Below are 13,222 nucleotides of genomic sequence, written 5' to 3'. Positions count from 1 at the left end.
AACTATGCAGTATAGTACATATAATAGCGTCGCTCCCCACACGGGGAGCGTGGATTGAAATGCCCTCCGGTCGAGGCACGGTGGACTTGACCGTACGTCGCTCCCCACACGGGGAGCGTGGATTGAAATTTTAATTTTTGGCGCTTTTCTTAAAAATAAGTTTGTCGCTCCCCACACGGGGAGCGTGGATTGAAATGTCATGTCATAATATGGCAAAACGGCGTTTAGCAGTCGCTCCCCACACGGGGAGCGTGGATTGAAATCTTGTAGCCGCAGATCCTGGCCAGCTCCTCCAGGGTCGCTCCCCACACGGGGAGCGTGGATTGAAATCTCACGGCGGTCACTGAGCGGGGGCGCAACCACCTGTCGCTCCCCACTCGGGGAGCGTGGATTGAAATAACTTGTGGCTACGGTATCCCTCCCGAACCAACGTCGCTCCCCACTCGGGAAGCAGTGACACAAAGGCCCCCTGATGTAGTCTATTTTCCTACACCAGGGGGCCTTATCATAGAAAGATGATTGACCACTATATCCACTTTTCCAATTATGAACGCGTTCCAGCTAAAAATGGAAGAGACAAATGGCTCATCTTTTACATCAAAACCTGTGTCACACTCCCAGCGCTTACTTCGCCGCGCCGCCCACATTTCCCTCTCCAGCCGCAGAGAGAAAGTCCAGCTGCTCCTTGCTGAGCTGGATCTTCAGGGTCCCCATTGCCTCTTCAAACTGGGCCATATTTGTGGTGGTGACCAGCGGAATGGCGGCCGGATCCTGGTGCATGAGCCAGTAGTAGACGATCTGAACCTTGCTGTACCCCGTCTCTCTGGCCACCTGATCCAGCGCCGCCAGACGTGCCTGGGCATCTGCTCCAACATACTGGGCCATGAAGGGCTTCTCCGGATTGACATAGGCGCCCTTCAGCAGAGGGCAGTAGGCCAGCAGTGTGATCCCCGTATCCCGGATATATTCCCGCAGGTCCTCCACCACATACTTCTGGCCGGGAAACGCCGCGTCCTGTTTCGGGCGCAGATAGGAGTACCGCTGCTGGATGCAGCAGATCTGTGTCCAGTGGTTGGCCTGGCAGATCTGACGGGCGCGCTCCAGCCGCCAGGCGCTGAAGTTGCTGGCGCCGATGGCCCGCACCTTTCCCTCCCGCACCAGGGTATCCATGGCAGAAAGTGTCTCCTCCAGCGGTGTATTCTCATCGTCGGTATGGAGGTAATAGAGGTCCAGATAGTCGGTCTGGAGCCGCTGGAGGGATTTTTCACACTCCTCCCGGATCTGGCGGGCGGAGGTCCCGTAGGAGATGCCCGGGTATGCAAATCCCACCTTGCTGGCCAGGACGACCTGATCCCGGCATCCCCGCTCCTTGAGCCACGCTCCGATGATCTCTTCACTTCTCCCCGCGCGGCCCGTGCCGTCGATCTTGCGCCGTCCGTAGATGTTGGCCGTGTCCAACAGGTTGCCGCCCCGCTCCAGATAGGCATCCAGCTGTGCAAAGGCCTCTTCCTGTTCCAGCTTGGGGCCAAACATCATGCAGCCGTATCCCAGCTCGGTGACCTCGATCCCGCTGTGTCCCAGCTCTACTCGCTTCATGGAACTCTCCTCCTCAGATCAGTGTGTTGTCTGCAAAACCGAACAGATGGTTCCAGGAGCGTTTATAGCTGTGCCCCCAGACCCAGGCATTCCCATACTGGGGATTCTTCCGCCGCTGGGCAAAGATCCCCTCGTAAATACCATGCAGCTCGTCATAGCTGGTGATCTCAAAGATGCTCTTGATTCGGTCGTCGTCGTTACTGCCCCGGCAGGGAATCACATTGCAGAATTCGCTCAGGGTGATGGATTCCGGCTCATTGAACTCCCGGAAGTATTCCTCCTTGTGGGCAATCAGCTCATCAATGTGGTAGAAGAACAGATCCCGGGAGGCATCCCGCAGATAGAGCGGGTCCATCGTCCCGGAGAGATAGTCCCCATTCCCCCCAGTCCCGTTGAAATAGGCGTAAATGGTGTGCAGTCCCAGGCCCAGCTCGTCGGCAAAAGCCTTTGCCGCGCGGACCTCGCCGATGTTGAACTGGTAGAGATGGTAGTTGATCATGGCATATCCATGGAACCCCCGCGCCCGGATGGCCTCCATGGTAGCGCGGATGTTGGCCTTGACCTTTTCAAAATCAAAGCCGTGGATACGGTCATAGGAGCTCTGGCTGAATCCCGGCATGGAGAAGAGGATACCATACCAGTTTTCACAGGACTCCACCCGGGAGAAATCAATGGCCTTTCCCGCATTCGTGCTCATATCCAGCCGAATCCCGACCTCGTGCATATAGTTGAACAGATCGGGCAGATGGGGATTGAGGGAGGGCTCATACCAGTTGTAGATCCGGTAGATACAGTCCGGCGTGATGATGTTGTAGTCAAGCAGATGGCGGTGGAGCCGCTCAAACTCCGCCCGTGTCATGTAGTAGGGCGGCACCTCCCGGCTCGCGCCGCAGAGATTGGCCTGTCCCGTCTTGCAGTATTTACACATGGCGTTGCATTTGTTGGTCACATCCATGTAGATCTCGGTATAACGGCCGGGAACCACATTGTGATAGAGCTCCTCAAAGCGCTGTGGATTCCGATGATCGGTACGCTCCAGACACATAAATTCAGTCCACCCTTTCCTCTTTTGTCACCCTGCACGGAATGCCGCGGCAGGAAAACGCCTGGATCTCCCCGCCGAGCAGGGTCTGGTCCGACGTCAGGTTGTTGCAGTTTCCGGCCAGCACATCCCGCTCACCGGCAGCATCCGTGTCCCACCAGCCGATGGCCAGGGCAATGGTGCCGGCAGGCATACCCAGTCCGATGTGCACCCGCTGACAGGTCTCCCCGGTCGGTGTGGTGATCCGGGCCCAGTCCCCCTCGCGCAGTTCCTCCCGCGCGGCCACATCTTCACTCACATAGGCCACCGGGTCTGGCTGCCGGGTACGCTGTCCCGGCATCTGCCGCCCCGCCGAGTGGAAAAAGAAGGGAGACTTGTAGTTCGTGCAGCGGTCGGGGTATGCCTCATCGGGATCCGGGAGGGGCCGATACCTGGGCACGCTTCCGCCGCTTTGCTCCTCCAGCTCCGGAAGGGCGAGGTGGATCTTTCCATCGGCCGTGGGGAATCCGCACTGCCGGTATCCCCGGGGTGCGGGCTGCCGCTTGGTCCCGTCCCCCTCCAGCCGTCCGGCGGTGCGGAGCTCTTCCAGCGTGACTCCGCTCCCCTCCAGCAGGAAGTTCCAGAACCCGTCCATGTCAGGCCAGAACGCATCCGCCAGTCCCAGCCGCTTTCCCATCTCGTTGATGATATCCATATCGCTGCGGGCATCCGAGCCGGACACCAGCGCCGGGCGGTGCTGGATGCTCCCGTCCCCCTCAAAGAAGAGGTTTTCATACTCCAGATAAGTGGCCACCGGGAGCACCAGATCGGCAACCTGCGCGGTGGGCGTGAGGAAAAAGTCCTGCACCATCAGAAAGTCCAGGGACTGCAAAACCGACTGCGTGCGGCGGCTGTCCGCCCACATGACCACCGGGTCGCCGCCGACCACCCAGCCCGCCCGGAGCTTCCCTGCCTCGATCCCCTGGAGCATAGCCTGCCCGCTGGTCTGCCGGGCGGTGGGGAGCAGCGCGCGGTCCCAGCCCCACATCCGCTCCCGCTGGGCGGCGGAAAAGCGGTCTGCGCAGGTTAGCCGGGGCGTCCGGATCGGGTTGCGGCCAGAGGGAGGCGCCGCATGGAGTGCCGCCCCCGGGACATCCACATTTCCGGTCAGCGCCAGCAGGATGGCCAGGCAGCGTCCCTTCTGATAGCTGTCCCAGTTGTGGTCCAGCGCATTCCCGCCAAAGAGGATGCCGGGCTTTGCACAGGCAAACCACTCGGCCCCCTGCCGGATCTGCGCGGGTGCAAGGCCCGTAATGGCCGCGGTATATTCCAGCGTATAGGGCGCGCAGGCCTTGCGGATATCCTCCAGGCCGGTCGCCCACCGGCTGAGCAGGTCGGCATCCTCCCAACCCTCCTCCAAAATGAGGCGCATCCACCCCAGGGCCAGCGCCATGTCCGTGCCGGGACGGATGGGCAGCCAGAGATCGGCCAGCTCGGTCATCCGGGTAGGCAGCGGATCTACAACCACCAGACGTCCCCCGGCCCGTTTCATCTCGGCAATATCCCGCTGCACCCAGCGCATGGTATTGCTTGGATTGGAGCCCCAGAGTACCACCGTCCGGGTCTCCGCAGTGATGCGCCGGTCCGCCGGAAAGCCGAAGGTGTCCACAAAGGACTGGGCTTGGGCCTGATGGCACATGTTCCCTGCACCCAGCCGGTTGGGTACCCCCAGCAGATTCGCCAGCCGGTCAAAGACCGCGCTCTGCAACGGCTTGTTGAAGCCCTTGATGAAGAGCAGTCCCTCCGGTCCCATCTGATCCAGGGTCTTTTGAAGCTCCCGGGCCGCCAGGTCAAAGGCCTCGTCCCAGGAGATCTCCTCCCACTGGCCGCTCCCCCGCGGTCCGACCCGGCGCAGGGGGTGTTTTACCCGCTGTGCATGGTTTATAAGCTCCAGGGCATGAAGCCCCGTGGGGCAGGAGATGGTTCCCTCCTCATGGGCCGGACGGATGGCCGCTGGCCGGCCGGCGGCATCCAGTGACACCGCCATATGGCACTCCCGGTCGCAGAAGCGGCAGGTCATCGTTTGCATCTGCATCTGTGTAACCTCCCAAACAGTTAGTTTTTGATTCCTGTTCCGGCAATTCCGGCAATAAAATAGCGTTGGAAAAAGACATACACCAAAAAGGGCGGCAGGAAATTCATCAGCGCCCCGGCCATGGTGATGCCATAGTTGATGGTGTGGGTCCCCTGGATGGAGGCAAGTCCCACCGGGAGGGTCCGTGTGGCGTCGGTATTGGAGATGATCAGGGGCCAGAGGAAGCTGTTCCAGCTCCGGGCAAAATAGAGAATGGCCACCGTGATCAGGATGGGCCGGATGACCGGCAGGACAATGTTCCAGTAGATCCGGAAATCCCGGCAGCCATCCACCCGGGCGCTCTCAAAGAGCTCCTTGGGCAGGGCCAGGATAGCCTGCCGGATCAGGAGCAGTCCCAGCATGGAGGGAATGGGGGCGATCAGCGGGAAAAAGTTGTCGATCATTTTCAGCTTCCCCATCATCAGCCAGAGGGGAACCACCGTGGCGGTGAACGGGATGGCCATCGAGATCATGAGGAAGTTCATGAGTCCCCGGCTTCCCCGGAAATGCTTTTTGGCAAAGGCAAAGGCGCCCAGACTGCACACCGCCAGGGTCAGCAGCACACCGGCTAAGGAGATCACGATGCTGTTGCGCACCCAGAGGGAAAAGCCACTCACAGCAAAGGTCTTTCGGAAGTTGTCCAGCGTGTAATCCGCCGGATTGAAGCTGATCAGATAGGGTGAATAGGTCTCCTGAAGGGAGCAGACCAGCATATACGCAAAGGGGAGCAGCATCAAGAGTGCAAGGGATACAAAAAACACATACCCCAGTGCACTCAGCACCTTGGAATATCCTTTTTTCATGTCTCTCCCCCCTTAATACAGTATATTTTCTTTCCGGCCAGCCAGTCTGCGCTGCACGATGGTGAGCACAGCGATCACCAGGATCAGCACATTGCCGATGGCCATGGCGAAGCCGATCTTGGAGTATTTGAAGCTGTACAGATAGAGGTAGACCATTGCCGTCATGGTCGTGGAGCGTCCCGGTCCACCTCCCGTCATGGTGTACACCAGATCAAAACTCTGGAAGGCCGAGATGCTCCCCAGCAGGATGACCAGCAGGGTCATGGGCCGCATCAGCGGGAAGGTAATCTTCCAGAAGATCTGAAACTGGCTGGCCCCGTCGATCTTGGCCGCCTCATAGTAGCTGTGGGGAATATCCAACAGGGCCGCCAGATAGATGACCATATAGTAGCCCGACCCAATCAGGATCTCGATCACGATCAGAGTGGGAAAGGCGGCCTTCTCACTGCCCAGCAGTAGGGAGGGATTGAGCCCGAAAAGAGAAAAGAGCGTGTTCAGCGGAGAACTGGGATTGTTGAGCAGGATACGGCAGACAATGCCCACAATGCTCACAGAGGCCAGGATCGGAATAAACATGGCCCACCGCACAAACTGCGTGGCGGGGTTTTTCCCCTTCCGGTCGATCCAGGATGCCGTCAAAAAGGCCAGGATGGTCTGTCCCGGCACCACCGTAATGACAAAAATCAGCGTATTGATGAGGGACTGACGGAAAATGCGGTCCTCAAACAGCGCTTTATAGTTTTCCACTCCATTAAAGTGAGGGGTAGAAAGGGCGTTATACTGCGTGAAGCTCAGCACCACTGAGATCAGGATGGGAATAATCCAGAAAAAGATCACAATGGCAAGCATGGGCAGGATGTAGAGGTAGGAGCTCCAGTCCTGTTTCTGCCGACGGGGATATGCCAACTCCTTTGACATAACTGCACCACCTTAATCAGGAATTCCAAAGAGATGATTCATGGAGAGTTTATAGCTGTGGGCCCAGAGATGGATCTGCCGGTAAATGGGATCGTTGCCCCGCTTTGCGGCCAGACTGTCGTAGACCGCTTTGACCTCCTCATAGCTGTGGAGATCAAAGATGCTGCACACCTTCGACTCATCGTTACAGCCACGGCCCGGGATGACATTACAGAATTCACTCAGGGTGATGGATTCCGGCTCCACAAACTGTTCCAGGTACTTCTCCGCGTGTTTCTCCAGCTCATAGAGATGCCCGAAGAAGATCTCCCGGGTGGCGTCTTTCATCTCCTCGGCACTCAGCGTACCGCGCAGGTAGGGCTCAAATTCTCCCGAACCGTTGAAGTAGGCGAAAATGGAGTGGAGACGCAGTCCGACCGAATCGGCAAACGCTTTGGCGCCATAGATCTCCCCCAGGTTGAACTGGTAGAGGTGGAAATTGATATACGCATCTCCCTTGAAGCCCCTCTGGCGGAGCTCTTTCATGGTGGTACAGATGTTCTGCTTTACCTGCTCAAAATCAAACCCGTGAATGCGGTCGTAGGAACTCTGGCTGAAGCCCGGCATAGAGAAGAGGATACTCTCCATATGCCCACAGTCCCCCAGTCCAGAGAAATCCATACAGCGCCCGGCATTGGTGCTCATGTCCACCCGTAGCCCATGCTCCCGCATGTAATTGAGAATCCCCGCAAGATGGGGGTTCAGAGTGGGCTCATACCAGTTGTAGATGTGGAACAGCGCATCCGGCGTCATGATCTGATGGTCCAGCATATGCCGGGCCAGACGGTCAAAGGTAGGGACATCCATGTAGTAGGCCGGAAACCGGCTGCTGTATCCAGTCCGGTTGGCCTGACCGGTCAGGCAATATTTGCACCGGGCATTGCATTTGTTCAGGATATCCATGTAGATTTCAGGATACATTGAGAAAACCGCCTTTCCAAAAAAACAGGCAAAGCAGGCGTCCGCCTTGCTTTGCCTGTTTTTTAATCTGTTTGTCAGAAATCCCAGCCGATCAGTTGGCCGGAGCAGCGTAATCCAGGCTGTTGGCGAATTCCGCCACCTCGTTCATGGCGTCCTCGGGGCTGACGTTTCCGTTCATCATCTCCTGCAGGGTCTTCCACAGGAAGTCATAGACCTCGGTGGCACGGCGGGCGGCCTTGATGGGCCGGATGGAGGTATCCAGGCTGGCCGCCAGGGCCTCCTTGGTCACCTCATAGCCGTGATCCTCCTCGCCCACGGTGGAGGGCGCGCTTCCGGTCAGCTCGCGGTACTTGGCGCCTCCCTCGGGGCCCGTCATGTACTTGACCAGCTCCCAGCCCAGCTCCTTGTCCTCACAGGCGGACATGAGCACGATCTGGTCCACACTGGCACGGGCGCCCATATCGCCGTTGGGGCCCTGGAGGTCATAGGTAAAGCCGTACTCGAAGTCCCCGTCGGCCAGCTTGTTGAAGGTGCTCTCCGAAGTACCCACGAAGGCCAGGGCCGCATTTCCGGGCACAAAGTAGTTGTCAAAGGCCTCGTTGTTGATGAGGGACATGGTGTCCTCAGGGAGGGCATTGTAGGTATTCTTCAGATCATAGAGCAGCTGCGCGGCCGCAATTCCCTGCTCGCTGTTGATGATGCACTTGCCCTCGTCGTCAAAGATGTCACCGCCGGCCTGCCAAATGAAGTTATACCAGTTCCAGTTCAGGTCCTGATAGAAGGTCTGGCCCCAGCCCTGGGCCACACCGTACTGGTCAATCTTTCCGTCTCCATCAGTATCCTGGGTGGCCTTCTGGGCAATGCGGATCACATCATCCCAGGTCTTGGGGGCCTCTTCCCCGATGGAGTCCAGAATGGTCTTGTTGTAGACCAGGCCGCTGACCGCCTGGGGACCGCTCTGGGCGATACCATAGAACTTGCCGAAGATCTTGTATTTGTCCGTCAGAGTCGTATAGGTGGCATAATCCTCTTCCGTCAGGTAGTTGCTCAGATCCTCCACCGCGCCGGCATCGATATAGGTGGGGAACATCTCAACATACATATAGCCCACGTCCGGCCCGGTCCCTGTGGAAATACCGGAGCTGTACTTGGCCTCATAGTCTTTCCAGGAGATAAACTGGAAGGTAATGTCCACATTGTGCTCCTCCTCAAAGGGAGCCACAACCTCATCCCAGATCTCCGCATCGTTGCCATCGGTTGCCTTGGCCGGCAGCCAAACTTCCAACACCTTCGTGCTCTCTCCCTCCGAGCCCCCCTGTGTGGGTGCCGCAGAAGGATCGCTCCCGGCGCTCTGTCCGCCACAGGCGGCCATTGAGAGCGTCAACACCGTGGCAAGGCCAGTGGTACCAATTCTTTTACCCCAGATATGTGCCATGAAAAACTCCTCTTTCTTTCTAAAGTTGCAAGGAAATCCATAAGTTAAGATAGCAGACTTAGAACGAAAACTCAAATTGCAATAACGAATAAATCGCTGGCACAAATATAGAAAAATTTAATTTTTATACGCTTTCTATCCAGTTCCATTTTGATTCTGCCATCCTCTTCCTTCCTGCTTCCCACCACACTTTTCTATCGAAAATTCAGATATGTTTTTGTGCCATTTTAGTATTATTATTGTACTTTTAAAATTTTTGTGTCCTCTGTCTACGCACACATGTCCAAACTCATATAATGACCACACATGCAAAACGGATGAGATATTTGAATTGCCCGCGCTTGCGTTTTCCTCCCTTACGTCTTCTCTTTCCGTGTAAAAAGAAAAAATTGACACCTGATATGATGCCAATTTGCCCCTTCTCTAAGACATATAGATTATGTGTTCTCTTTTACTTCCTTACTATTTGTGTTTTTTGTGCTTTTTTAGATAGCCTATTGTATTTTCATAAAACAAGGTGTACAATATCTAATCGAATAAATACAGGGGAGCTTGTGTTTGCAGGCTGAGAGGAAGTAACCGAACTTCGACCCTATAACCTGATGCGGATAATGCCGTCGTAGGAAGTCATACACAAGGATTTTTTACAGGAGGCATCCGAAAGGGTTGTCTCCTGTTTTTATTTTACAATTAAAAAAGCGGGGAGCTTGTATGACAGGCTGAGAGGAAGGTGCAACCTTCGACCCATAAACCTGATTTGGATAATGCCAACGTAGGGATTTTTGTGAGTATTGCGGGAAACGTCCAAATCGGAGGTTTCCCGTATTTTATTTTGGAGGTGCAATCGTGGTAAAGGTAAATGGCACGGAACTCGATGTTGCAGGAAAGACAGTGTCGGAGTATCTGGCAACAACCGCCTATGATCCCAAACGAATCGCAGTTGAGCGAAATGGCGACATCGTATTTAAGTCTCAGTACGATGATACCATTCTTAAAGATGGCGATCGTTTGGAGATCGTCAGCTTTGTGGGAGGTGGTTGATTGATACCTTCCAAAAAAGAATGGACGGATGCTTTGATTGCCCGCCACGGAGCCACACTTCATAAACAGTTTTCTTCCGCAACTGTTGCAATTTGCGGCCTTGGCGGTCTTGGATCAAATATCGCCGTCGCTTTGGCAAGAGCTGGAATCGGTAAACTGCTGCTGATTGATTTTGACCGTGTAGACATAACCAATCTGCACCGACAGCAATACAAGGCAAATCAAATCGGATCCTACAAGGCGGATGCTCTTGTGGAAAATCTGTTAGAGATTGCCCCCTATACGGAACTCCAAGCTGTAACAACAAAGATCACAGAGGAAAATTTTGCCCGTCTGCTAAAAGACGCGGATATTGTATGTGAAGCATTTGACGATGCAGAGTGCAAGGCAATGATTGTAAACGGCGTTTTAGAGCAATTACCCCAGTGCTATTTGGTTGCGGCTTCCGGCATGGCTGGTATAGATACGCCCAATACCATTAAAACAAGAAAAGTTACAAAACGATTTTACCTATGCGGTGATGAAGTCAGCGATGTGGCAAACTCTATTGGACTAGTGGCCCCTCGTGTTATGCTTTGCGCCGCACATCAGGCTCATACCGTCCTGCGTATCCTCGCAGGCAAATATGAAGTATAAGAAAGAAGGAGTTATTATGGTTAACAACGATAAGCTCGTCATTGGCGGTCACGAATTTAATTCACGTTTTATTTTGGGTTCCGGTAAGTATTCCATGAAGCTCATTGAAGCTGCAATCAAAGATGCCGGTGCAGAAATCATCACGCTTGCTGTTCGCCGTGCAAACACCAAGGAGCATGAAAACATTTTGGACTACATCCCAGAAGGCATCACCCTGCTGCCCAACACCTCCGGTGCAAGAAATGCAGAGGAAGCTGTCCGTATTGCTCGTCTTGCGAGAGAGCTGGGCTGCGGTAATTTTGTGAAGGTAGAGATCATGCGTGATACCAAGTATTTGCTGCCCGACAACCAGGAAACCATTAAGGCTACTGAGATTCTCGCAAACGAAGGCTTTGTTGTCATGCCTTATATGTATCCTGATCTGAACGCCGCCCGTGATATGGCGAATGCAGGAGCGGCTACCATTATGCCTTTGGCTTCGCCCATCGGCTCTAACAAGGGTTTGGCAACCAGAGAATTCATTCAGATTCTCATTGATGAGATTGATCTGCCTATTATCGTGGACGCTGGCATTGGTAGACCTTCGCAGGCTTGTGAAGCCATGGAAATGGGTGCGGCTGCTATTATGGCGAACACCGCCCTTGCAACTGCCGGAGATCTGCCGCTGATGGCATCTGCTTTCCGTCAGGCTATCGAAGCTGGCAGAAAGGCATATCTGTCCGGTCTGGGCCGTGTACTGACCCGTGGTGCTTCTGCTTCCGATCCTCTGACCGGCTTCCTGCGTGATTAAGGAGAAGGAGAATGACTATGGAAAATCAATTTTTTGTAGATTCCGAGTATCTGTCACCGGCTGCTCTGGAGAAAAAACACAAACTGGAAACAGACCCGTCCAGTCGTAAAAATCACATGGAATATTTGCCGGGTATGGAGATCATCGAATCTGATGTTTGCCAGCAGGTTATGTACCAGATGAACTCCTTTGATTATTCCTTCTATACTGCTCGTGATGTTCGTGCTGCCCTCGACCATGAGACTTGCTCTGTCGAGGACTTCAAGGCACTCTTATCTCCTGCCGCGGAACCTTTTCTGGAAGAAATGGCGCAGAAAGCCCGCATGGAGACAAGCAAGCACTTTGGCAATACTGTTTACTTATTTACCCCTCTGTACATTGCCAATTACTGCGAAAACTACTGCGTTTACTGCGGCTTCAACTGCTACAACCATATCAACCGCATGAAACTGACTATGGAGCAGATCGAGCATGAAATGAAAGTGATTGCTGACTCCGGTATGGAAGAAATTCTAATCCTTACTGGCGAGAGCCGTGCACAAAGCGATGTGCAGTATATTGGGGAAGCTGTCAAGCTGGCTCGAAAGTATTTCCGTATGGTTGGCCTGGAGATCTACCCCGTGAACACCGATGAATACAAGTATCTCCATGAGTGCGGCGCTGACTATGTAACCGTGTTCCAAGAGACCTACGATGCCGACAAATACGAAACACTCCATTTGTTTGGGCACAAGCGTGTATGGCCGTATCGTTTTGATGCCCAGGAGCGAGCACTCCGTGGTGGTATGCGTGGTGTCGCGTTCTCTGCACTTCTTGGCTTGTCCGATTTCAGAAAGGATGCTCTGGCAAGTGCACTTCATGTGTACTATCTGCAGCGCAAATATCCCCATGCAGAAATGTCCCTGTCCTGCCCGAGACTGCGCCCGATCATCAACAACGACAAGATCAATCCTCTTGATGTAGGCGAAAAGCAGTTGTGTCAAATCCTTTGTGCCTATCGTATCTTCCTTCCATTTGTGGGAATTACCGTCTCTTCGCGTGAGAGTGCAGAGTTCAGAAACGGTATTGTAAAAATTGCTGCAACCAAGATTTCCGCTGGCGTTTCTACCGGCATTGGAGACCACGAAAGCAAGTACACCGGCAAAGAGGATGATGCCGTTAAGGGTGATGAGCAGTTTGAGATTGACGATGACCGCAGCTTTGAAACCATGTACAAGGATATGTCGGGTGAAGGTTTACAGCCAGTGCTGAATGATTATGTATATGTCTGATATTCTGTGTGTCACCAACCGAAAACTGTGCCGGGAAGACTTTCTGACAAGGGTCGAACGGATTGCAGCCTGCCATCCTGCAGGAATCATCCTCCGCGAGAAAGATATGTCACCGGAAGAATACGAGACATTGGCAGCGGCGGTCATGGAGATCTGCGGTCGATATGATGTGAAGTGTATCCTGCATAGCTTTTCTGCCGTTGCTCTGTCTCTTCGTGCAGCTGCTATCCATCTGCCGCTGCATCTTCTAAGGGAGCTTTCACAGGAACAAAGGACACATTTCGACGTCTTAGGAGCATCTTGTCATAGTGTGGATGATGCTTTGGAAGCACAGGCTTTCGGCTGTACGTACATTACTGCCGGCCATGTGTTTGAGACAGACTGTAAAAAAGGTCTGCCTGGCAGAGGATTAGAATTCCTGCGGAATGTATGTGCTGCTGTAGATATTCCTGTGTATGGAATCGGTGGAATTTATCCTTATAACATTGCTTTGGTGCGTAGTGCAGGAGCCAGCGGAGCTTGCTTAATGAGCAGCTTGATGGCAACCGAGGATGTAACAGGGCTTATGAAAGCCATGGAGGGCTAAATGAAATTCAACGAGAAAATGTTACTGCTAT

At 54.2% G+C, this 13,222-nt stretch carries 12 protein-coding genes, 1 CRISPR repeat array and 2 riboswitches (1 of these 15 running past the window's edge); of the genes, 5 read left to right on the top strand and 7 right to left on the bottom strand.

All coding sequences use genetic code 11. The features are described from left to right. Positions 1–398: a CRISPR direct-repeat array (repeat unit 33 nt; unit sequence GTCGCTCCCCACACGGGGAGCGTGGATTGAAAT) (it extends 3,014 nt beyond the left edge of the window). A gap of 226 nt (positions 399–624) precedes the next feature. From I2C21_RS03865 to I2C21_RS03835, 7 genes are all read right to left on the bottom strand, one after another. Beyond that, entirely contained in the window at positions 625–1,596 is a 972-nt protein-coding gene (locus I2C21_RS03865; protein WP_193539366.1) for an aldo/keto reductase, read from the bottom strand. Positions 1,597–1,609: 13 nt separating this feature from the next. Next, positions 1,610–2,641: a radical SAM protein gene (locus I2C21_RS03860; protein ID WP_195278550.1), complete on the bottom strand. Its 1,032-nt coding sequence runs from the start codon at positions 2,639–2,641 to the stop codon at positions 1,610–1,612. A gap of 4 nt (positions 2,642–2,645) precedes the next feature. Beyond that, complete coding sequence (locus I2C21_RS03855; protein WP_195278549.1) at positions 2,646–4,712, bottom strand: molybdopterin-containing oxidoreductase family protein; 2,067 nt, start codon at positions 4,710–4,712, stop codon at positions 2,646–2,648. 20 nt (positions 4,713–4,732) lie between these two features. Beyond that, entirely contained in the window at positions 4,733–5,554 is an 822-nt protein-coding gene (locus tag I2C21_RS03850; RefSeq protein WP_101693229.1) for a carbohydrate ABC transporter permease, read from the bottom strand. A gap of 12 nt (positions 5,555–5,566) precedes the next feature. Then, entirely contained in the window at positions 5,567–6,472 is a 906-nt protein-coding gene (locus I2C21_RS03845; RefSeq protein WP_195278548.1) for a carbohydrate ABC transporter permease, read from the bottom strand. 12 nt (positions 6,473–6,484) lie between these two features. Beyond that, positions 6,485–7,414, bottom strand: a complete 930-nt coding sequence (locus tag I2C21_RS03840; RefSeq protein WP_195278547.1) for a radical SAM protein — start codon at positions 7,412–7,414, stop codon at positions 6,485–6,487. Positions 7,415–7,523: 109 nt separating this feature from the next. Beyond that, on the bottom strand, positions 7,524–8,867 hold the full coding sequence (locus I2C21_RS03835; protein ID WP_195278546.1) for an ABC transporter substrate-binding protein: 1,344 nt from the start codon (positions 8,865–8,867) through the stop codon (positions 7,524–7,526). Positions 8,868–9,401: 534 nt separating this feature from the next. Further along, a riboswitch (TPP riboswitch) is annotated at positions 9,402–9,510 on the top strand. A 46-nt stretch (positions 9,511–9,556) separates the two neighbouring features. Then, positions 9,557–9,663, top strand: a riboswitch (TPP riboswitch). A gap of 50 nt (positions 9,664–9,713) precedes the next feature. Here I2C21_RS03835 and thiS point away from each other — a divergent pair. Genes thiS through I2C21_RS03810 form a run of 5 tightly spaced genes read left to right on the top strand, consistent with a single transcriptional unit; the run spans position 9,714 to position 13,191 of the window. Beyond that, positions 9,714–9,908 carry a sulfur carrier protein ThiS gene (gene thiS / locus I2C21_RS03830; protein ID WP_193539356.1) on the top strand — a complete coding sequence of 65 codons (195 nt, stop codon included), beginning with the start codon at positions 9,714–9,716 and terminating at the stop codon, positions 9,906–9,908. After that, entirely contained in the window at positions 9,909–10,544 is a 636-nt protein-coding gene (gene thiF / locus I2C21_RS03825) for a thiamine biosynthesis protein ThiF (RefSeq protein WP_195278545.1), read from the top strand. A 16-nt stretch (positions 10,545–10,560) separates the two neighbouring features. Next, positions 10,561–11,334 carry a thiazole synthase gene (locus I2C21_RS03820; protein ID WP_101693235.1) on the top strand — a complete coding sequence of 258 codons (774 nt, stop codon included), beginning with the start codon at positions 10,561–10,563 and terminating at the stop codon, positions 11,332–11,334. Between the two features lie 17 nt (positions 11,335–11,351). Beyond that, positions 11,352–12,605, top strand: coding sequence for a 2-iminoacetate synthase ThiH (gene thiH, locus I2C21_RS03815; protein WP_193539352.1), 1,254 nt, complete (start codon positions 11,352–11,354; stop codon positions 12,603–12,605). Beyond that, on the top strand, positions 12,586–13,191 hold the full coding sequence (locus I2C21_RS03810) for a thiamine phosphate synthase (RefSeq protein WP_353654772.1): 606 nt from the start codon (positions 12,586–12,588) through the stop codon (positions 13,189–13,191). The genes thiH and I2C21_RS03810 overlap by 20 nt, the downstream gene beginning before the upstream one ends. Positions 13,192–13,222 lie beyond the last annotated feature (31 nt).

Source organism: Clostridium sp. J1101437_171009_A5, assembly GCF_015547905.1.
GTDB lineage: Bacteria > Bacillota > Clostridia > Oscillospirales > Oscillospiraceae > Pseudoflavonifractor_A > Pseudoflavonifractor_A gallinarum.
The sequence above is the reverse complement of the archived record's forward strand: the minus strand, read 5'-3'. Positions and strand labels throughout refer to the sequence as shown.

Coding starts and splice junctions, on each gene's coding strand:
- I2C21_RS03845 (WP_195278548.1), bottom strand. CDS start 6,472: ATGTCAAAGGAGTTGGCATATCCCCGTCGGCAGAAACAGGACTGGAGC.
- I2C21_RS03835 (WP_195278546.1), bottom strand. CDS start 8,867: ATGGCACATATCTGGGGTAAAAGAATTGGTACCACTGGCCTTGCCACG.
- I2C21_RS03865 (WP_193539366.1), bottom strand. CDS start 1,596: ATGAAGCGAGTAGAGCTGGGACACAGCGGGATCGAGGTCACCGAGCTG.
- I2C21_RS03860 (WP_195278550.1), bottom strand. CDS start 2,641: ATGTGTCTGGAGCGTACCGATCATCGGAATCCACAGCGCTTTGAGGAG.
- thiH (WP_193539352.1), top strand. CDS start 11,352: ATGGAAAATCAATTTTTTGTAGATTCCGAGTATCTGTCACCGGCTGCT.
- I2C21_RS03850 (WP_101693229.1), bottom strand. CDS start 5,554: ATGAAAAAAGGATATTCCAAGGTGCTGAGTGCACTGGGGTATGTGTTT.
- I2C21_RS03855 (WP_195278549.1), bottom strand. CDS start 4,712: ATGCAGATGCAAACGATGACCTGCCGCTTCTGCGACCGGGAGTGCCAT.
- I2C21_RS03810 (WP_353654772.1), top strand. CDS start 12,586: ATGATTATGTATATGTCTGATATTCTGTGTGTCACCAACCGAAAACTG.
- I2C21_RS03820 (WP_101693235.1), top strand. CDS start 10,561: ATGGTTAACAACGATAAGCTCGTCATTGGCGGTCACGAATTTAATTCA.
- I2C21_RS03840 (WP_195278547.1), bottom strand. CDS start 7,414: ATGGATATCCTGAACAAATGCAATGCCCGGTGCAAATATTGCCTGACC.